The organism is Glycomyces sp. YM15 (assembly GCF_016918015.1).
Lineage (GTDB): Bacteria > Actinomycetota > Actinomycetes > Mycobacteriales > Micromonosporaceae > Glycomyces.
Genome location: NZ_JAERMK010000004.1, coordinates 258,234 through 278,008 on the forward strand (window position 1 = coordinate 258,234; position 19,775 = coordinate 278,008).

14 protein-coding genes are annotated in these 19,775 nt (G+C 69.7%); 6 read left to right on the plus strand and 8 right to left on the minus strand.

Translation table 11 applies throughout. The features are described from left to right. Positions 1–5 precede the first annotated feature (5 nt). Entirely contained in the window at positions 6–461 is a 456-nt protein-coding gene (locus JHY01_RS06870) for a bifunctional diaminohydroxyphosphoribosylaminopyrimidine deaminase/5-amino-6-(5-phosphoribosylamino)uracil reductase RibD (protein WP_205324865.1), read from the minus strand. 251 nt (positions 462–712) lie between these two features. Here JHY01_RS06870 and JHY01_RS06875 point away from each other — a divergent pair, with 251 nt between their 5' ends. From JHY01_RS06875 to JHY01_RS06895, 5 genes are read left to right on the plus strand one after another with little or no spacing between them, the layout of a single operon-like run. After that, entirely contained in the window at positions 713–1,981 is a 1,269-nt protein-coding gene (locus JHY01_RS06875) for a CHASE3 domain-containing protein (protein ID WP_205324866.1), read from the plus strand. Beyond that, the gene (locus JHY01_RS06880) at positions 1,978–2,934 is read left to right on the plus strand and encodes a glutamate ABC transporter substrate-binding protein (protein WP_205324867.1); all 957 of its coding nucleotides are present in this window, start codon (positions 1,978–1,980) and stop codon (positions 2,932–2,934) included. Before JHY01_RS06875 ends, JHY01_RS06880 begins: the two co-directional genes overlap by 4 nt. Before the next feature lie 9 nt (positions 2,935–2,943). After that, positions 2,944–5,382, plus strand: a complete 2,439-nt coding sequence (locus JHY01_RS06885) for a serine/threonine-protein kinase (protein ID WP_205324868.1) — start codon at positions 2,944–2,946, stop codon at positions 5,380–5,382. Between the two features lie 12 nt (positions 5,383–5,394). Continuing rightward, positions 5,395–6,462: a PP2C family serine/threonine-protein phosphatase gene (locus JHY01_RS06890; protein WP_205324869.1), complete on the plus strand. Its 1,068-nt coding sequence runs from the start codon at positions 5,395–5,397 to the stop codon at positions 6,460–6,462. Beyond that, positions 6,459–7,628 carry an FHA domain-containing protein gene (locus tag JHY01_RS06895; RefSeq protein ID WP_205324870.1) on the plus strand — a complete coding sequence of 390 codons (1,170 nt, stop codon included), beginning with the start codon at positions 6,459–6,461 and terminating at the stop codon, positions 7,626–7,628. The genes JHY01_RS06890 and JHY01_RS06895 overlap by 4 nt, the downstream gene beginning before the upstream one ends. 50 nt (positions 7,629–7,678) lie before the next feature. Here JHY01_RS06895 and JHY01_RS06900 read toward each other — a convergent pair whose 3' ends face one another. The 5 genes from JHY01_RS06900 to nrdR form a co-directional block, all read right to left on the minus strand. Then, a complete protein-coding gene (locus tag JHY01_RS06900) occupies positions 7,679–8,518 on the minus strand; it encodes an alpha/beta fold hydrolase (RefSeq protein WP_205324871.1) in 840 nt (279 codons plus the stop codon). Between the two features lie 82 nt (positions 8,519–8,600). Continuing rightward, the gene (locus JHY01_RS06905; protein WP_205324872.1) at positions 8,601–9,182 is read right to left on the minus strand and encodes a TetR/AcrR family transcriptional regulator; all 582 of its coding nucleotides are present in this window, start codon (positions 9,180–9,182) and stop codon (positions 8,601–8,603) included. A 44-nt stretch (positions 9,183–9,226) separates the two neighbouring features. Next, positions 9,227–10,480, minus strand: coding sequence for an Hsp70 family protein (locus JHY01_RS06910; RefSeq protein ID WP_205324873.1), 1,254 nt, complete (start codon positions 10,478–10,480; stop codon positions 9,227–9,229). Positions 10,481–10,608: 128 nt separating this feature from the next. Next, a complete protein-coding gene (locus JHY01_RS06915; RefSeq protein ID WP_205324874.1) occupies positions 10,609–14,643 on the minus strand; it encodes a vitamin B12-dependent ribonucleotide reductase in 4,035 nt (1,344 codons plus the stop codon). 66 nt (positions 14,644–14,709) lie between these two features. Continuing rightward, positions 14,710–15,174: a transcriptional regulator NrdR gene (gene nrdR, locus JHY01_RS06920; protein ID WP_205324875.1), complete on the minus strand. Its 465-nt coding sequence runs from the start codon at positions 15,172–15,174 to the stop codon at positions 14,710–14,712. Between the two features lie 435 nt (positions 15,175–15,609). Between nrdR and lexA the strand changes: the two genes are divergently transcribed. Then, positions 15,610–16,266, plus strand: a complete 657-nt coding sequence (lexA, locus tag JHY01_RS06925; protein ID WP_205324876.1) for a transcriptional repressor LexA — start codon at positions 15,610–15,612, stop codon at positions 16,264–16,266. 89 nt (positions 16,267–16,355) lie between these two features. Here the strand turns inward: lexA and JHY01_RS06930 are convergent, their stop codons facing one another. Next, the gene (locus tag JHY01_RS06930; protein ID WP_205324877.1) at positions 16,356–18,197 is read right to left on the minus strand and encodes a hypothetical protein; all 1,842 of its coding nucleotides are present in this window, start codon (positions 18,195–18,197) and stop codon (positions 16,356–16,358) included. A 71-nt stretch (positions 18,198–18,268) separates the two neighbouring features. Further along, on the minus strand, positions 18,269–19,669 hold the full coding sequence (hflX, locus tag JHY01_RS06935; protein ID WP_205324878.1) for a GTPase HflX: 1,401 nt from the start codon (positions 19,667–19,669) through the stop codon (positions 18,269–18,271). Positions 19,670–19,775: the final 106 nt, after the last annotated feature.

Consider the following 19,775-nt stretch of genomic DNA (forward strand, 5'->3'; position numbering starts at 1 on the left):
TCAGATTAACGGAGATGCGCATTGGGGCGTTCGGCCGCGTCCGCGAATTCGGGCATCACGGCGACAACCACGCGGTTCTCCCGCAGGATCGCGTCGCCGCCGGGCGCGTCGACGAAATTGAGCGGCTCGCCGAGGGCGTACACGACCCTGGCGACGCCGGCGGCGATGAGCAGCCGGGCGCACGGGTCGGGCCGGGAGGCGCGGTGGCCGCAGGGTTCCATGGAGGAGTAGGCGGTCGCGCCGCGCGCGGCGTCGCCCGCTTCGCGGAGGGCGACTTCTTCGGCGTGGTCGTTCGGGTCTTCGGCGCGGGACCAGCCTTCGCCGACGACGCGGCCGTCCGCCACGATCACGGCGCCGACGCTGAAGGCGGTCGTGGAGGGCGGGCAGCGTTCGGCCAGTTCGACGGCGCGCGCCATCCAGCGCACATCGTCCTCTGTGGAATAGTCTTCGGCGTTCGACACGGTCCCACCGTACCGCCGAAGGGCGCCACTCCGACGCCACGAGGCGGTAGTCACCGGTCGTTGCCGGGGGCCGATACCATGTGGGAGTCCCCCGACACTCCAGCCACGTCAGACGTGCGCGCGGCGAACGAGTCCAGAGGCCCGCGGGTCGCCGATCAAGTGAGGTGCAGTAGTTGTCCGTCCAGTCCCCTCCCGCTCCGACACAGGCGCCCAGCGCACCTGCTGCAACCGGGCAGCGACGGTTCGACCGCGTGCTGGCCGCGCTGCGGTTCACGCCCGGGCAGCTGCGCGGCGTGCTCGCCGTCGTCGGCGCGCTCATCCTCGGCGCCGGGATCACCGGCATGACCGCGATCCTCGCGAAGTCGGCCGTCATCGAGGAGACCACCAGCCAGTCCGGGCGGCTCTCCGTGGCCGCCCTCTCGCTGTACCAGGCGCTCTCACAGGCCGACGCGACCGCCGCGTCCTCATACCTGACGGCCGGTACGCCCTCCGATGAGATGAACCAGACCTACCGCGAGGCCATGCGCGATGCGACCGTGGCACTCGCAACGGCCGCAGGGGAAGTCAAGACCCAGGCGAACGCCGAGCTGGTGGCCGAGCTCAACGCGCGCCTGCCGGTCTACACCGGTCTGGTGGAGACCGCCCGCACGTTCAACCGCCTCGGCGAGCCGGTCGGCGCGACCTACCAGGAACAGGCCTCCACGCTCATGCGCGAGGAGATGCTGCCGAAGGCGCACGACCTCCAGGAGAACTCGCTCGCGCAGCTCAACGAGTCGCGCGCGGACGCCGCGGCGTTCCCGTGGGCGGCCGCCGCGTTGAGCGCGGCGGCGCTCGGCACCCTCGTGTGGGCCCAGATGTGGCTCTCGCGCAAGACGAACCGCGTGTTCAACCTGGGGCTCGTGGGCAGCACCGTGCTGCTCGTGGTCTTCGCCGGATGGCTGGCGATGGCCTCGCTGGCGTCCGCGAGCCACACCAACCGGTCCCATGAGGACGGTTCGGCGCCGCTCGAACTGCTCGCCGAAGCCGAGATCACCGCCCAGCAGGCCCGCGCCGAGGAATCGCTCCTGCTCATCGCCCGAGGCGAGGACCCGGACGCCGCCGAACGCTTCGACGAGCACTTCAAGGCGCTCGCCGACCCCGGCGAGCTGCTCGACCGGCTCGACGAGGCGTTCGCGGACGACCCCGAGCTCTCCGCGAACATCGACACCGCCCGCGAGGCCGCCGACACCTGGCGGGCCGGGCACGACGAGGTCGTCAAACTCGCTCAGGGCGGCCAGTACACCGACGCCGTCGCGCTCGTCGTCGGCGAGAGCGACACCAGCCTGTGGGCTTCCTTCACGACCCTCAACGACGCCTTGACCGAGGCGACCGACGTCAGCGCCGACCGCTTCGCCGAGGCGACCAACGACGCCCAGCGGTCGCTCTCGGGCGCGGCGGCCGGGCTCGCGGCCCTGGCGCTCGGCGCGCTCATCAGCGCCGCGGTCGGCATCCAGATGCGAGTGGCGGAGTACTACGCATGATTCGACACCAGATCCGACTCGCGGCCGCGGCCGCCGCCTGCCTCGTCCTCGCCGCCTGCTCGCAGCCGGCCGACATGGGCCCGCCGCAGGTCGACGTCCCCACGCCGCTTCCCGCCGGGATCGACTTCTCCCCCGAGATCGCGACCGATCCGGTGGACGAGAGCTGCCAGCCGCTCGCGTCCTACAACCCCGGGGCCGTCACCGTCGACGCCGCCAAGGCGCAGCTCGACAGCCAGGACCAGATCAACATCGGCGTCAGCCAGTCCACGAACCTCATGGGCTACATCGACCCCGAGACCAACACGCCGGCCGGCTTCGACATCGACATCGCCACGGCGATCGCCCACTCGATCCTCGGGCCCGACGCGACCATCCGCTGGGTCCCCATGACCTCCAAGCAGCGCGAGGACGCCGTCAACACCGACCGCGTCGACATGGTCGTGCGCACCATGACCATGAACTGCGACCGCTGGGCCAACGTCGAGTTCTCAGCCGAGTACTACCACGCCGGGCAGCGCCTCCTCGTGCCCGCCGCCTCCGGCATCGAAGGCCTCGCCGACCTCGCGGCGGACCACCTCGTCTGCACCGGCGAAGGCTCGACCTCGGTGCGCACCATCGCCGAGCAGTCCGCGGCCCAGGCCGTCACCGTGCCCGACTTCAACGACTGCCTGGTCCTGCTCCAACAGGGCACCGTCGACGCCATCACCAGCGACGACACGATCCTGGCGGGCATGGCCGCCCAGGACCCGACCCTCCGCGTCGTCGGCGAGGCGTTCTCCCAGGAGCCCTATGGGATCGCGTTCCAGAAGGGCAACACCGACCTCGCCCGCTACGTCAACAAGGCCCTCGCCGAGATCATCGCGAACGGCACCTGGCAGACCGCCTACGACAAGTGGCTCAAAGGACCGCTGGGCGTCGCGGGCGCCCCGCCGAGCCCCCAGTACCGGGATTAAGGGAGCGCCATGAGCGACCAGCAGCCGCCTCCAGAGCACACCCAGCGGTACGTCCCGGGCGCGTACCAGCCCGAGGCCGAGGCCACCGACACCGTCAGCATCCGCAAGCGCCTCAACACGCCGCCCGCCGTGCCGCCGCAGCCGGGCTTCGCGCCTCCGCCGCCCGGCCCGCCAGGGACCAACTCGATGCCGTCGGCACCGCCCGCGCCGCCCGGTATCGCCCCGAACTCGGCCCCGCCGATGCCCTCGCCCGCAGCGCCGCCGATCGCCCCGCCGCTGCCGCAGCCCGGGACGCAGGGCATGGTCCCCGCGGGCGTCGTCCAGTCGCCGCCTCCAGCCCCCTACCGGGCCCCTGCCGCGCCGCTGCCGCAGCCGATCACCGGCCCCGTCACGCGCTCCACGACCACCAGCGCCCGCCAGCGCGGCGGCCTCTCCGACATGCCGCCGGTGCCGCCCCGCGACCCCGCCGAAGCGGTCATGGAGCACCCGCAGGTGCCCGAGCACAAGCGGTTCTGCTCCGCGTGCGGCAAACCCGTGGGACGGCCCCAGGCCGGCCGCGCGGGCCGCGTCGAGGGCTACTGCGCGCACTGCCGCACCCGCTACTGGTTCACGCCCGCGCTCAGCCCCGGCGACGTGCTCTCCGAGCGCTACGAGGTGCTCGGCGCGATCGCCCACGGCGGCCTCGGCTGGATCTACCTCGCCAACGACAAGAACTTCGCCGACGACCTGACGCAGCGCTGGGTCGTCATCAAGGGCCTCATCAACACCTCCGACGAGGACGCGATCGAGGCCGCGATCAACGAGCGGCGCTTCCTCGTCGGCATCGACCACCCGAACGTGGTCGACATCCACGACTTCGTCACCGCCGCCGACCCGCGCTCGGGCCAGCTCCAGTCGTACATCGTCATGGAGTACCTGGCCGGGAAGTCCTTGCGGGACATCAGGGACGCGGTCGACGAAAACGGCGAGCGCCACCCGCTGCCGCTGGAGCAGGTGCTCACCTACACCGCCGAGCTGCTGCCCGCGTTCAGCTATCTGCACGACCGGGGCCTGCTGTTCTGCGACTTCAAGCCGGACAACATGATCCACGTCGAGACCTGGCTCAAGCTCATCGACCTCGGCGCGGTGCGCCACGTCGACGACATGGAGTCGGCGATCTACGGCACCCCCGGCTACTCGGTGCCGAACGACGAGATCCTCTCCGTCGGGCCCTCGGTGACCTCCGACCTGTACACGATCGGCCGCTCGATGGCCGTGCTCGCGCTCGACTTCAAGGGCTTCACGAGCACGTACCGCGACAAGCTGCCGCCCGCTTCGGAAGCGCCCGTGTTCAACGAGTTCGGGTCCTTCCACCGGCTGCTGCTGCGGGCCACGAACGCCGACCCGCGCTCGCGGTTCCAGGACGCCGACGAGATGCGCACCCAGGTGCGCGGCGTCCTGCACGAGGTGCAGTCGGTGCAGAAGGGCGAGCCGCGCTTCGAACCGTCCACCTTGTTCAGCGGCGAGCAGGCCGTGTTCGGCGAACCCGACGTGGAGTACGACATCCACGCCGTCGGCGACCCGTTCGACGTCGCGCACGCGCTGCCCGCGCCGATGGTCGACCTCGCCGACCCGATGGCCGCGTTCATGGCGACGCTCCAGGCCACCGACGCCGCCGGCATCCTCGCGGAGCTCAACGCCGCGCCGGTGCAGAGCCCCGAGGTGCAGCTGCGCCGCGTGCGCACCCTCGTCAACGCCGGGGACCTGCACCAGGCCAACGCGGCGCTCGACCAGTTCGCGCAGCGCGAGGGCAACACCTGGCAGGTCACATGGCTGCGCGGCACGATCTCGCTGCTGGCGGCCGACTTCCACACGGCCGCGGCACATTTCGACGCCGTCTACTCGCACCTCCCCGGAGAGCTGGCCCCGCGCCTGGCGCTGGCGGCGTGCGCGGAGATGGCGGGGCGCCGGGACCTGGCGCTGCCGCACTACACGCGGATCTGGACCTGCGACCACCGGTTCGTCTCGGCCGCGTACGGTCGGGCGCGGCTGCTGGACTTGGAGGGCAATTCGACGGAGGCGATCTCGACGCTGCACCAGGTCCCGAAGACCTCGGCGCAGTACGGGATCGCGCAGACCGCCGCGATCCAGACGGCGCTGCATTCGCGGACGTCGCCGCCGTCGCTGCTCGACCTGCACCACATGGCAGGGCGGCTCGACGAGCTGAAGCTCGAGCCGCGGCGCCGGCACCTGGTGTCGACCCGCATCCTGCATCTGGCGCTGGACACGGTGCTGCGCACCGGGCCCGCGCACGAGCCGCGCGTGTTCGGCGCGCAGCCCGAGGAGCGGGAGCTGCGACTGGCGCTGGAGCGGACGTACCGTGACCTCGCCCACGCCTGCACCCGCAGGGAGGACCAGGTGTACTACTTCGACCTGGCGAACGCCCACCGCCCCCGCACGATGCTGTAGCGAAGGAGCCCTATGCAGCCCTCATCCACCTTGGGCGCCGCGAAGCGTTGCACCGCTTGCGGTCTCCCCGCCGACGTCGGCCGCTACTGCGAGGCTTGCGGCGGCGACCTGGAGGAGTTCGCGGTCCCGGCCGAGGAGGCCCCCTGGCGCTCCTCCGTCGCCGCGGAGGAGAACACCGACCACCCGGGCGGGTCCGACGACCACACGTCGTTCCAGCTGCCCGGTATCGGCGCGGCCACCGATGTGGGCCACCGGCACCACTACAACCAGGACTCGATCGCGATCGCGGTCGCCGACGACGGGCGGAAGATCGCCGTGGTCTGCGACGGGGTCTCGGGGGCCTCGGATTCCGAGCGCGCCTCACTCGCAGGGGTGGAAGCGGCGGTGACGGAGATCCGGGCGGCGCTCGGCGAGGGCCTCACCGCGGAGGACGCGTCGCGTCGCGGCGTGGGCGCGGCGCACTCGGCGGTGGCCGCGGTCGGGAAGCAGTACCCGAACTCGCCGCCGTCCTCGACGTACGTCTCGGCCGTGGTCGAGGGGAACCAGGCGGTCCTGTGCTGGGTGGGCGATTCCCGAGCGTACTGGGCCGGCGAGAAGGAGGCGAAGTGCCTCACGGTGGACGACACGATCCAGGCCAGGCTGGAGTACCAGGGCGTGGATCCGGCCGACGAGCGGTACAAGAACCCGTACGCCAAAGCCCTGCTCGCGTGGCTCGGCGCGGACGCTCCGGCGCTCAACCCGAACCTCCTCCGGGTGGAATTGGGCGGCGGGCATGTCGTAGTGTGCAGCGATGGTCTGTCGCGCTATTTCAATGACGATCACGACCTTCTGCCACTGCCGGACGGCAGCGTTGGCGACAAGGCGGTAGCGTTGACACGACAAGCGCTCGCCAACGGCGGGCACGACAACATCAGTGTCGCGGTGGTGGAACTCGAATCCCCCGGTTCGGTCCAGGCTGAAGGGCATGCGCAGGAGCATGCCGGCCAGGGCGTCCAGGATCAGGGTGACGGGTCCGCCTCGCTGCCTGGTGTCGTCACCGAGGCCGAGTACACCCAAATGCTTGGAGGGGGACGACCTTGACCTACCAGCCGACCTACGGCGGTGCCCCACAGCCGGGCGGGTACCAGTGCGCCTGCGGGGCTTTCCCGCAAGCCCAGTTCTGCGAGCAGTGCGGAACGCCCAACCCGGCGTGGCAGCAAGGCCAGCCCCCGCAGTCGCCGGCCTTCGGCCAGGGCTACGCGCCGAACGACCCTTACGGGCAGCAGCCTCAGGATCCTTATGCGCAGCCGCAGCCGCAGCAGGGCTACGGGCAGGACCCGTACGGCCAGCCGCAGCAGCAGGACCCTTATGCGCAGCCGCAGCAGGGCTATGGCCAGGACCCGTACGGGCAGCCGTCCCAGCCCCAGCAGGACCCTTACGGGCAGCCGCAGCAGGGCTACGGGCAGCAGGACCCCTACGGCCAGCCGCAGCAGGGCTACGGGCAGGACCCGTACGGGCAGCCGTCCCAGCCCCAGCAGGACCCTTACGGGCAGCCGCAGCAGGGCTACGGGCAGCAGGACCCCTACGGCCAGCCGCAGCAGGACCCGTACGGGCAGCAGCCCGGCTACGGCCAGCAGGACCCGTACGGGCAGCCGCAGCAGGGCTACGGCCAGGACCCGTACGCCCAGCAGGCGTACGGCGCCGCGCCGACCTCGGCCCCGCCCGGACCGCCCCCGGGCGTCCCGGCCGCGCCGTTCGGCGCCCCGACCTCCGCGCCGCCCGCGACGGGGACCGGCGGGTTCTCGATGCCCGACGCGCAGCCGAGCGACCTCGCCTCGAACTACGCCCCGCCCGGCCAGGCGGCCACCCGCTGGGGTGTCGCCGTCACTGCCGACCAGGGCTACTTCAACAAGGTCGCGGCCTCCGACGGGGCCTCGCAGCTGCAGTACCCGTCGTTCGCGAAGCCGCGCCGCTTCCCGCTCGACAAGCCGGACCTCACGATCGGCCGCTACAGCGCCAAGCGCGGCGTCACCCCGGACATCGACCTGTCGGGCGACGTGGCCGACCCGGGCGTGAGCGCGCAGCACGCGAAGCTGTTCTCCAAGCCCGACGGCTCCTGGACGATCATGGACGTCGGCTCCTCGAACGGCACGTTCCTCAACGGCTCCGACGAGCCGCTGGCACCGAACGTGGAGTTCCCGGTGGGCGACGGGACCTACATCAACATCGGGGCGTGGACGCGCCTGACGGTGCACTACGAGGGTTAAGACGCACGAGTAAGGGCCCGGTCCGAGGACCGGGCCCTTACTCGTCTCCCTCACTCGGCCAAGAAGTTCCTGACCCGGGAGCTGACGGCCGGGTTCATCAGGACCTTTCGGTGGCCCAGGCCCGTGGTCGCCATGAGCTCGGCGTTCGGCCAGGCCTCGGCGAGCGCCCGGCCGTGGCGGAACGGGTTGGGCCGGTCGCCCTTGTCGTGGACGATGAGCACCGGGGCGTCGAGTTCGACGCCGCGCAGCGAGAAGTCGTCGAGCCTCACCCCGGACTTGGCCTCGCCCAAGGGCACCAGCCGCTCGAAGATTCGGGGGCCGACCGGGACGATCGCGCCGATCGTGTCCTTGAAGCCCTCCTGGCCGCCGATGAACGGCGCGAGCATCGCAAAGCGCACCCCGGTGACGTCGACGTCGCCCTGGAGCAGCCCGTGGACCGAGCTGAGCGCGCCCATCGAATGGGCCACAACGCCATGGGGGGTGCCGAACTTCTCCAGGACCACGTTCATCGCCTCGATCAGGTGGAGGCCGTTCGCGTGTCGCTCGCCCCACGGGCCGGGACCGGAGTTGCCGTGGCTCGGCGCGTCGAAGGCGACGACGCGGTAGCCGGAGGCGACCAGGTTCGCCGCGATGAACTTGAAGTCGCCCGTCGAACCGCCCCAGCCGTGCACGAGGTAGACGAGCGGGGCCTCGCCGGTGGCTTCAGGAGCCCAGTCGAAGCCCCACACGCTGGTGCCGAGGCACTCCAGCTCGAACACGTGCGAACCGGCCGGGGCCTCGCCGCGCAGGCGCTTCTCCGGACCGGCCGGGAGGCGGAACCACAACTCGCACAGGACCTTCGCGGCCCGGTCGGGGGCGACGCGCTCGGCGGCGGCGAAGCCGGAGCGCACATACCAAGGAGCACGAACGGTCGTGCTTTTCTTTTTGACCACGGGGGTCGAGGCAGTGGACGCCATGAGCAGGCCTTCCTGGTTAACTCTGGAGACTGTCGATCAGTCGGTTGAACGCCGTCCACGCGCGGTCGGCGGCGTCGGGATAGGACAGGATGCGACTCATCCAGTTGTAGGACAACAGAATGCCGAACACCTCCTGCGCCACCTGGAAGACATCGGTGTCTTCGGGGAACTCGCCCTGAGCCACCGCCGTGGAGGCGATCCGGGCGAGCGTCTCGAGCAGCTCGCGCTGCTCCGAGGCCATGAAGTCGTGCAGCGGCCCCGGCAGGTCGTCGAACTCGGCGGCGGCCGCCAGGAACAGGCAACCGCCCGGATGCGAATACCACTGCATCCAGTACTCGACGATGGCCTGCAGACGCGTGATCCCGCGCGGCTTCGCCAGCGCGGGCCGGATCACCTCGTCGATGAACTGCTCCCCGTTGCGCTCCATGCAGGCCAGCTGGAGCGCCTCCTTCGACTTGAAGTGGGCGTACAGGCCCGACTTCGACATGTCGGCGGCCGCGGCCAGCGATCCGATGGTCAGCCCGGACAGCCCCGAGTAGCGGGCCATCCGGACCGCTTCATCGAGGATCGCCTGCCTCGTCATCTCGCCTTTGCGCACGACCTAAAAATAGCACGATCGTGCTGGAAATTCCACGGCGAGCGCTACGTGTCGCACTGGCTCGCGTCACCCGAATACGAGAACGTCACCGAGACCGACTCCGACAGCGCCCGCGTCGACCCCGCCGGCGGCGACTGCTCGATCACCTCGCAGTCCTCATGCGACCAGTCGAAGACACCCCGCTCCTCCCCCGACTGCTCCATGCCCGCGAAACCCGCGTCCTCCACCGCCTGATGCGCGTCCACCGTCGACAACCCCACCAGGTTCGGCACCGAACCCGTCGGCGCACTCTCCGTCGTCGGGCCCTCCTCCGGCGACACCTCGTTCTCCGCCGGCTCCTCAGGACCCTGCTCGCCCGCATCCGGCGTCGGCGACTCCGACGGACTCGCACTGGTCTCCTCGACAGGGCTTTCACCGGCCGTGGGCGAGGACGACGCGGCCGTCTCCGAGGCCGTCGCGGACGAAGCGCTCTCGTCGGCGCGCACCTCGTCCCCGGTGGAGTCACCGTCGCCGAGCTGCGACCCGAACGCGGCGCCCGCGCCCACCACGACCAGCAGCGCCGCGGCGAGCACGACCGTTCGCCTCTGGCCCTTGCGGCGCGGCGGCTCCTCCTCCTCGTCGACCAGCGGCAGCTCCCGCGTCGCCACCGGAGCCGCTTCGGCCGCAAGGACCTTCGCGTGCGGCGCGGCCAGCACCGGTTCGACGCCGAACCGGCGGCGCAGCGTCGTCCCCGTCAGCGGCGTGCGCGACGCGCCGCCCGCCATCAGCAGGCCCGCCAGCTCCGCCGGATGGACCCCCGCCTCGGCGAGCACTTCCTCCAGGATGTCGGCGGTCGACTCGACCAGCTCCTGTACGCGGGACTCGAACTCCTCCCGCGTCAACGGCATCTTGATGTCGGCCGCGGGCACGTTGACGACCGTGAAGTCCCGCTCGGACAGCTGCTCCCGCGCCTGCGTGATCTTCTCCATCAGCAGGGCGCGCAACTGCCGGTCGGCGGCCTCGGACGGGTCGGCGATGCGGGACCAGAGGCGGACGCCGGCGTCGGGATGGCGGCCCGACAGGTACGCCAGCAGCAGACCGTCGAACTCGGCACCGCCGATCGGCTCCATGCGCTCGGCGACGACGACATGCCGGCCCTCGACGCGGCGGACGACGGCGGCGTGGAACGAGGACCGGCCGAGCCGGTAGACCGCGAAGGCGGCGCCGGGGGCGAGGGAGCCTCCGGTCGAACTGATGAGACTTGCCGCGGCGGCCCCGGGGTCGATCCGGACCGATGCGGCCGGGGGGACGTTGTGCATAGAGGCGAGTCTATGACTATGGAGCGGAACGCTTTCCAACCGTCTTGTCTTGTTTTGAAGCGCTTACAGAACGCGACTGCAAACGGGGCCGGACGTTCGCCCGGCCCCGCTGCACGATCGCTTGCCCGCTAACTGCAACCGCTGGTCGCACCGCAGCCTTCGCAGGCGTAACAGGAGCCTGCGGGGCGCATCGGCGTGCCGCAGTTCATGCACAGCGGCGCATCGGCGCTGCGGGCCTGGACCGAATCGAGGAGGTCCTTGCGCGACCGCCTCGTCTCGATCTGCACCCGCTCGGTGGCGGCCTCCTCGATCGGCGCCGACGTCCGCAGCGCGTCCAGGTCGACCTCGTGGACCTTCGCGGGGTCTTCGCCGTTGACTTCGGCCGTGCGCTCAGCGGTCGTCAGGATGCCCAGCGCGGCGCGCTCCTCGTACGGCAGGTAGTCCAGCGCGAGGCGCCGGAAGATGTAGTCCACCAGCGACGAGGCCATCCGGATGTCCGGGTCGTCGGTCATCCCCGCCGGCTCGAACCGCATGTTGGTGAACTTCTCGACGTACTTCTCAAGCGGCACACCGTACTGCAGCGCGATCGAGATCGACACCGAGAGCGCGTCCATGACGCCCGCCAGGGTCGAGCCCTGCTTCGACATCTTGAGGAAGACCTCGCCCAGGCCGTCGTCCGGGTAGGACGAGGAGGTCATGTACCCCTCCGCGCCGCCGACGCTGAACGAGATGGTCTGCGAGGGACGCTTCTTCGGCAGCTTCCGGCGGACCGGCCCGTGGGCCGCGACAGTTTCAATGGCCTTCTCCACCGCCTCCTCGACCGCCTGCTCGACTTCCTTCTTCTTGACGGACAACGGCTGCCCGACCTTGCAGTTGTCGCGGTAGACCGCGAGCGCCTTGAGACCGAGCTTCCATCCCTGGTAGTAGACCTCTTCGACATCCTCGACCGTGGCGGACTCAGGCAGGTTGACGGTCTTCGAGATCGCACCCGAAAGGAACGGTTGGACGGCCGCCATCATGTGCACGTGGCCCATTGGCGCAATCGACCGCTCACCCATGGCGCAGTCGAACACCGAGTAGTGCTCCTCCCGCAGTGCCGGAGCACCGATGACATGGCCGTGTTCGGCGATGTACGCCACGATCGCGTCACGGTCGGCATCGTTGTAGCCGAGGCAGGTCAGGGCGCGCGGCACCGTCTGGTTGACGATCTCCATAGAGCCGCCGCCGACAAGCTTCTTGTGCTTGACAAGTGCAAGGTCCGGCTCGATGCCAGTGGTGTCGCAGTCAAGTGCGAACGAGATAGTGCCAGTCGGCGCGAGCAGGCTCGCCTGCGCGTTGCGCCAGCCGTTGACCTCGCCGAGCTCGTTGCCGCGGCTCCACTCTGTCTTGGCTGCCTCGATGACAGTGGCATCGACATCGCCAAAGGTCTGGACGGTCTCCGCCGCTGCGGCGTGTTTCCACATGACCCGCTGGTGTGGTTCGGCATTGACCTCGTAACCGGCGTAGGGGCCGACGACACCGGCGATCTCAGCGGAGCGCCGGTACGAAACCGCGGTCATCAACGCGGTGATCGCGGCGGCCAGAGCACGGCCATCGTCGGAGTCGTAGGCGTGGCCTGAGGCCATGAGCAGTGCGCCCAGGTTCGAATAGCCGATGCCGAGCTGGCGGAAGTCGCGGGTGTTGCGGCCGATCGCCTCGGTCGGGAAGTCCGCGAAGGAGATCGAGATCTCCATGGCGGTGAAGACGAACTCGACGGTCTTGGTGAACATCTCGACATCGAACGAGCCGTCGTCACCGAGGAACTTCATGAGGTTGAGGCTCGCCAGGTTGCACGAGGAATCGTCGATGCTCATGTACTCCGAGCAGTTCGCGACGACGACGCCGCCGACGATGTACGAGTGGTTGCGCGGCTCGGTGAGGTTGTAGGTGGTCTCGAACCCGACGCTCTTCCGGCTGGTCATCCGCACGGTCCGGTCGGTGTTGTACCGGGTCTTGTAGTCGAGCATCGAGGCCAGCTTGTCGCGTTTCGCGGGCAGGCTGAAGCTGATGAGCGCGGCGAACTCGACCATCGACGGTCCCGAGATCCGCAGGTCGAAGAACGGGCCTTCGGACTCGTACTCGACCTCGGTGCCGTCCTTCTTCGTGTACTGGAACTTGGCGTCCTTGGACTCGGTGCGGTAGATCCGGGCGCTGATCCCGAGCGACGACAGGGTCTCCTGCACGCCGATCAGCAGCTCCTCGGACTTGCTGCCGAGACCGATGTAGCGGGTCCCGTTGTCCTGCTCGACAACGCAGCCGTCGGCATCGAAGAGGCCCTGCAGAAATTCCACGAGGGTTTCCTCGTCGGCCTCGAAGAGCGCTTCGGGGAGCACCTTTTCGGCGGCGCGGCCTATCGAGAAGCCGAGCGCTTTGAAGAACTCGATCAGACCTGCATGTCCGGCACGCAGCTGCTGCGTGCCGTTCGCCTGCACGCTCGGCTTGCCCGCTTTCCCAGTGAGGCGCTCCAATAGACGCTGATGGCGAGGCAAGAGTTCCTGCTGTTCTGCCTCAGTGCCATAAACGGTAACGACCCGGTTCTCGGTCACGCAGCCGTCGCCGACGAGCCAGCCCATGAAGTGCGCGAGGTCGGGGTCCTCGTCCCACTTGTGCGGCAGCCGCAATGTCGAGCCGGTCGCTTCCGCGGCCGCCAGCGCGGCGAGCGGAACTCGGGTGTTCGCGGCGGAGCGCGGCGCGTACTGGTTGGAGCGGACGACTTGGTCTTCGGGCTGCAACTGCTCGGCGTGGACCCAGCCTCGGTTCTTCGTCCAGACCCGGTGGTTCGGGGTGCAGCGCAGGCGGGAGCCGTCCGAGAATCGGAGCTCGATGATCTCGTTAGTGCCGGTGACCATGTAGCGGACCGGGTTGGTCGCTACGACGCGATCAGCGGCGTCGCTCTCGGCGGTGACGTCGTTGGTGAAGACCGCGAACGTCTCGCCCTCGGCGGAGCGGCGCACCAGGTCGCCGATCTTGATGAGGCCCTTGTCGGTCACGACGCGCTGGTCAGCCGGGAAGCACGGGTTCGAGGTGCGAATCCGGTCCGTATTGGGGTTGGTGTGCCAGTCGTTGATGATGTCGTCGTACTGGATGCCCGGGTCAGCACATTCCCAGGCGGCCTCGGCGAGCTTCCGGAAGATCTTCCGGGCGTCCTTGCGGGCCATCTCCTTGCCGTCGAGTCGTCCGGTCACGGCGTAGTCGCCGCCGTTCTCGAAGGCCTTCATGAACTCGTCGGAGACTCGGACCGAGTTGTTGGCGTTCTGGTACTGGACGGAGACGATGTCCTTGCCGCCGAGGTCGACGTCGAAACCGGCGTCACGCAGGGCGCGGATCTTGTCCTCTTCGCGGGCTTTCGTCTCAATGAACTCTTCGATGTCGGGGTGGTCGACGTCGAGGATGACCATCTTCGCGGCGCGTCGGGTCGCGCCTCCGGACTTGATGGTTCCGGCGGAGGCGTCGGCGCCGCGCATGAAGCTCACCGGGCCAGAGGCGTTGCCGCCGCTGGAGAGCAGCTCGGAGGAGGCGCGGATCTTGGAGAGGTTGACCCCGGCGCCGGAGCCTCCCTTGAAGATCAGGCCTTCCTCGCGGTACCAGTTGAGGATCGAGTCCATGGTGTCGTCGACACTGAGCAAGAAGCACGCGCTGACCTGTTGCGGCGCAGCGGTTCCGACGTTGAACCAGACCGGGGAGTTGAAGCTGAAGTACTGGTGGAGGAGGAGCCAGGTGAGCTCGTCGGCGAAGATCCGGGCGTCTTCGGCGGTGGCGAAGTAGCCGTGCTTCTCCCCTGCCTTGTGGTATTCGGTCACGACGCGGTCGATGACCTGCTTGAGGCTGCTCTCGCGCTGCGGGGTGCCGACGGCGCCGCGGAAGTACTTCGAAGTGACGATCTGGGTGGCGTTCTGGCTCCAGAACTCCGGGAACTCGACGCCGCGCTGCTCGAAGTTGATCGAGCCGTCGCGCCAGTTGGTCATGACGACGTCGCGGGACTCCCACTTGACCTCGTCGTAAGGGTGCACTCCGGGCGTGGTGAAGACGCGCTCGACCTTGAGGCCCCCGCCGGGAGCCTTGGCGGTCGTCTGCTTCGCGGTGGTCCTGGCGGTGCCTTCGGCGGCCTTGGTGGTCTTCGGCATGTTCCTCGCCCCTGTCTGCTCATGCCTGGTCATGGGAATCGGATCGGTGCTGGTGGTGCCCGGGGACTAGCCGCTGTTCCTGGCGGCGTGCTCCTCGCGGAGTTGCGCGATGGCGGCCTCGAAGTCCTCGAGGGACTCGAAGTCCTGGTAGACGCTGGCGAATCGGAGGTACGCGACCTCGTCGAGCTGGCGCAGCGGCTTGAGGATCGCCAGGCCCACTTCGTGGGCGGGGACCTCGGCCACACCCTTGGAGCGGATCTCGTCCTCGACGGCCTGCGCCAGCTTGGCCACGTCGTCGGCGTCAACCGGGCGGCCCTGGCAGGCCTTGAGGACGCCGGAGGCGACCTTCCCGCGGCTGAAGGGTTCGGTCGCACCGCTCCGTTTGACGACTGCGAGGATGGACTCCTCGACGGTGGTGAAGCGCTTCTCGCACTGCTGGCAGACCCGGCGGCGGCGGATGATCTTCCCGTCCTCGGCCTCGCGGGAATCGACTACGCGGCTGTCGGGATGGCGACAGTACGGGCAACGCATCGATAGTCTCCTTACGTAAGCCATCGTCTCGCTGGCCTCGGCGACGCCTGCGAGCCGTAGATTGTCACGGGCCGACATGCCTTGAGGGGTTCCATCGCGCGATGGCGGTGCGCGGGGAGGGACAGTCTGCCCCTCGCCGCTCCGGTAGGTGCGGAAACCCCAACACCTAGTGAGAAACGATACAACAAACCACAAGATCTTGTGTCAAGGATAGCGCAGAGCGGGCTGCCGGATCAGCACGGAGTTCGGGGACGGGCTCCAGTGCACCGACGGACGGCGAAGTATCGTTCACCCGTACGGGTGAACCTTGGTCAAAACACATTCCCAGCAGCGCGGCGACACGCCGGAGTCGCACGAATGTTTGACTTGACACCGCACCTGAGTTACATTGTCGGAATCAGACATACCGTCCCATTTGTCTAACGGGAGCCTTCTGTGGCTAGCGAGACCACAACAGCCCGACCGAAAACGCGCAAGCTCACGCGTCGGCAGCAGCAAGTCCTCGAGTACATCGAGGAGTTCATCAACAACAAGGGCTACCCGCCCAGCGTCCGGGAGATCGGCGCCGAAGTCGGGCTCGCCTCGGCCTCGTCCGTCGCGTACCAGATGAAGCAGCTCGAACGGAAGGGCTACCTCAACCGCCTGGCCGGCCGGCCGCGCGCGGTCGGGGTCCGCCAGTCCACTCCGGGCGGCGTCCAGACCTGCTCGCAGCACCCTCGGCCGCGGTACGTGCCGATGGTCGGCGAGATCGCCGCCGGGCAGCCGATCCTGGCCGAGGAGCGCGACTACGACGTCATGCCCCTGCCGGCCGAGTTCGTCGGCGAAGGCGTGCACTTCCTCCTGCGCGTCAAGGGCGATTCGATGGTCGAAGCGGCCATCACCGACGGCGACTGGGTCGTGGTGCGTCAGCAGCCCGACGCGCTGAACGGCGAGATCGTGGCCGCCATGATCGACGGCGAGGCCACGGTGAAGACCTGGAAGCGCAAGAACGGCAAGCCGTGGCTGCTCCCGGCGAACTCCCTGTACGACCCGATCGACGCCACCGAGGCCGAGATCCTCGGGCGCGTCGTCGCCGTCCTCCGGAAGATCTAGCACCCGGCCTGCGGGCCGCGGTGTTCACCGCTGCGCTCGGGAGCAGTGCGACATGCGCTGCTCCGGGCGCCGCAGCGTCTCAGGGCCCTTCAACGCCCCCGGCCGTACGTGCCACCTTCAGACGGGCCCCAGAAGCCGTCCTCCGGCTCCGGGGTCCGTTCGTCGTTTCCGGCCCCGTAGACGCTCCCCTGCGAGGCTCCGTACGTGTTCCCCTTCCCGGCGGGCGGGGCGGCGGCGCGGGCGCCGTAGACGTTCCCTGAGGGCTCGGGACGGGCCCCGAAGTCCTGGCCCGGACCGGCGTTGTCGTAGACGCTGCCGTGGCCGCCGCGTTCGAACGCGCCGTACTGCGGTTCCTCTCGGGCGCCGCCGTAGACGGCGCCCTGACCGGCGGGCGGGGTCGCGGGGCGGGCGCCGGTGGGCGCGGCGGCGGGGCGGGCGCCGGTGGGCGCGGCGGCGGCGCGGGCGCCGTAGACGTTCCCCGAAGGCTCTTGGCGCGCACCGCCGTAGACCGAACCGGTGGACTCGGGCCGGGCCGGGCTCGCGCCGTACACGTTGCCGGAGGGCTCCGGCCGGGCGCCGCCGTAGACGCTGCCCGAAGGCTCGGACGCGGCGCCGCCGTAGACGCTGCCCGAAGGCTCGGACGCGGCGCCGCCGTAGACGCTGCCCGAAGGCTCGGACGCGGCGCCGCCGTACACGCCGCCGCGGGCGATCTGGCCGAGGTCGGGATCGGGCTGGCCGGAGTCGAGGCCGAGGTCGATCGGGTCGTCCTCATATGCGCCGCCGCGGTCCTCGCCGAATACCGGTTCCTCGCGGGCGAAGCCCATCTCGGTCCCGTCGTCCTCGCCGGCGCCCTCGGCCTGCTTGCGGTACCTGCGGATGATGATGATGCCGAAGACCATCGTCGCCATGCCGAGGATGGCGATGGCGGCCAGGATCTTCACGATCGTGCCGAAGCCCAGGTCGAGGACGCGGTCGAGGAGGCTCGGGCCCGCTTCCTCCGCCGCGCCGCCCGCGGCGTCCTCGCTGGCGGCGGGCTCTTCCGGGGCCGCGGCGGCCGGGGTGAAGCGGTAGATCGCCGCCGGTGACGCCTCGTCGCCGGTCTGCGCGACGGTGAGGAAGTTGCCCTCGGCGTCGTAGGCGATGTCGTTGCCGCCGTCGTCGAGCGCGGTCACGCGCGGTTCGGCGGCCGTCATGGAGGCCACCGGGTCGCCGTCGGCGACGTCCCATTCGTAAGCGGAATCGCTGGTGCGCAACACGACCTTCGTCGCATCGGCGTTGAGCGCCGCGCCGGTGACCGCGCCGGCGCCGTCGGGGAGGGTGACGGTGCCCGCGAGGTCCAGCGGGGTGCCCTCCTCCTGGCCGGGGCCGTCGGACGTGTACAGCTCCGCGGTGCCCTCGGTGGAGGGGATGAAGACCGGGCTGCGGTCAGGGAGCAGGAAGTACGCCTCGGCGTCCTTCATGCCGTCGGGGTAGACGTAGCGGGTCATGTCGAAGTTGCTCGCGTCGTCGACCGCTACCTGAGTGAGCGAAACGCTCTCGCGGTCGCCGGTGTCGCCGATGTCGGCGACCCAGAGGAAGCCCTTGTCGGGCTCGATCGCGATGTCCTCCGGGTCCTTCGGCAGCCAGTTGATCGCGAGGCTCCCGGCCTCGGTGTCGCGCACCGCGCAGTCCGAACCGACGCGGCGGATCGTCAACATGCCGTCGGTCTGGCCCTCGCCGTCGGGCAGGACCCACCAGCCGTCGCCGTCCGAGGCCTCCACGACTCCGGTCGCAGTGGCGACACGCGGGTCGTGGATCTCGCACACCACTTCCCCGCCGCCCTCGTCCTGGGCGTACACGGGGGGCGCGGCCACCACCAGGACAGCCGCTCCGGCTGCCCCGGCGACGATCCGCGCAGGCAGGGCCCCACGGCCCACACGGCGCTCTCGCATCAGGCAAGTGTTCCAGAACACGGGGTGTACCGGCCAGGCCCCCCGAGGGACATGTTCAGGACCACTGCTATTCAGTCGGTTTCCAGGACGAACGGCCGCAATTCACCGGCCAGCGCGTCGTCGACGCGGGCGGTGATGACGGAGCCGTCGCCGCGGTGCTCGGTCGAGAGGACCTCGCCGCGGGAACGCATGCGGGAGACGAGGTCGCCGCGTACGTAGGGGACGCACACGGTGAGCGTGGTGTGCGGTTGCGGGAGGGCCTGTTCGATGGCGGCGCGGAGCTTGTCGACGCCTTCGCCGGTGTGGGCGGAGACGAAGACGGCGTCGGGCCAGTCGGAGCGGAGTTGGAGGACGTCGTCGGGCGCGACCAGGTCGAGCTTGTTGACGACCACGAGTTCCGGGACCTCTTCGGCGCCGACTTCGGCGAGGACTTCGCGGACCGCTTCGGCCTGGCCGAGGGGGTCGGGGTGCGAGCCGTCGATGACGTGGACGATGAGGTCGGCTTCGGCGACTTCCTCGAGGGTGGAGCGGAAGGCCTCGACGAGCTGGTGGGGCAGGTGCCGCACGAATCCGACGGTGTCGGTGACGGTGTACTCGCGGCCTTCGGCGGTGCGGGAGCGCCGCGTGGAGGTGTCGAGGGTGGCGAACAGGGCGTCTTGGACGAGGATGCCGGCGCCGGTGAGGGCGTTGAGCAGGCTCGACTTGCCGGCGTTGGTGTAGCCGGCGATGGCGACGCCGGGTACGCGGTTGCGGGTGCGGGAGTCGCGCTTGGTCTCGCGGGTGACGGTGAGTTTGGCGAGTTCGCGGCGGAGTTTGGCGACCTTGGCGCGGATGCGGCGGCGGTCGGTCTCGAGTTTGGTCTCGCCGGGGCCGCGGAGGCCGACGCCGCCGTTGGAGCCGCCCTGGCGGCTCATGGCGTCGCCCCAGCCGCGGAGGCGCGGCAGGAGGTACTGGAGCTGGGCGAGTTCGACCTGGGCCTTGCCTTCGGCGCTCTTCGCGTGCTGGGCGAAGATGTCGAGGATGAGGGCGGTGCGGTCGATGACCTTGACGTTGATGGCCTTTTCGAGGGCGATGAGCTGGCCCGGGGACAGCTCGCCGTCGGCGATCACCGTGTCGGCCCCGAGGGCTTCGACGGTGTCCTTGACCTCTCGGACCTTGCCGGAGCCGATGAAGGTGCCGGCGTCGGGCTTGGAGCGGCGCTGGATGAGGCCGTCGGCGACTTCGGATCCGGCGGTTTCGGCGAGTTGGGCGAGTTCCGCGAGGGAGTTCTCGGCGTCGTCGATGGTGCCTTCGGTCCAGACGCCGACGAGGACGACCCGTTCGAGGCGGAGCCGGCGGTATTCGGCGTCGGTGACGTCTTCGAGTTCGGTCGAGGCGAGCCCGGCGACGCGTCGCAACGCTTGGCGGGCTTCCAGGTCCAGTTCGCCCGTGGAGGGGGCGGCGGTGGACGGGAAGTCTTCTTGGGAGTTCATGTGCTCTTCGTGCATCACCACAAGCTTGACACGAGCGTGTGACGGCGGCGAGCGAATATCGCGCAGAGCGTAGTCGTCGGCGGGTCGGGCGGGGAGTGGCGGGGCC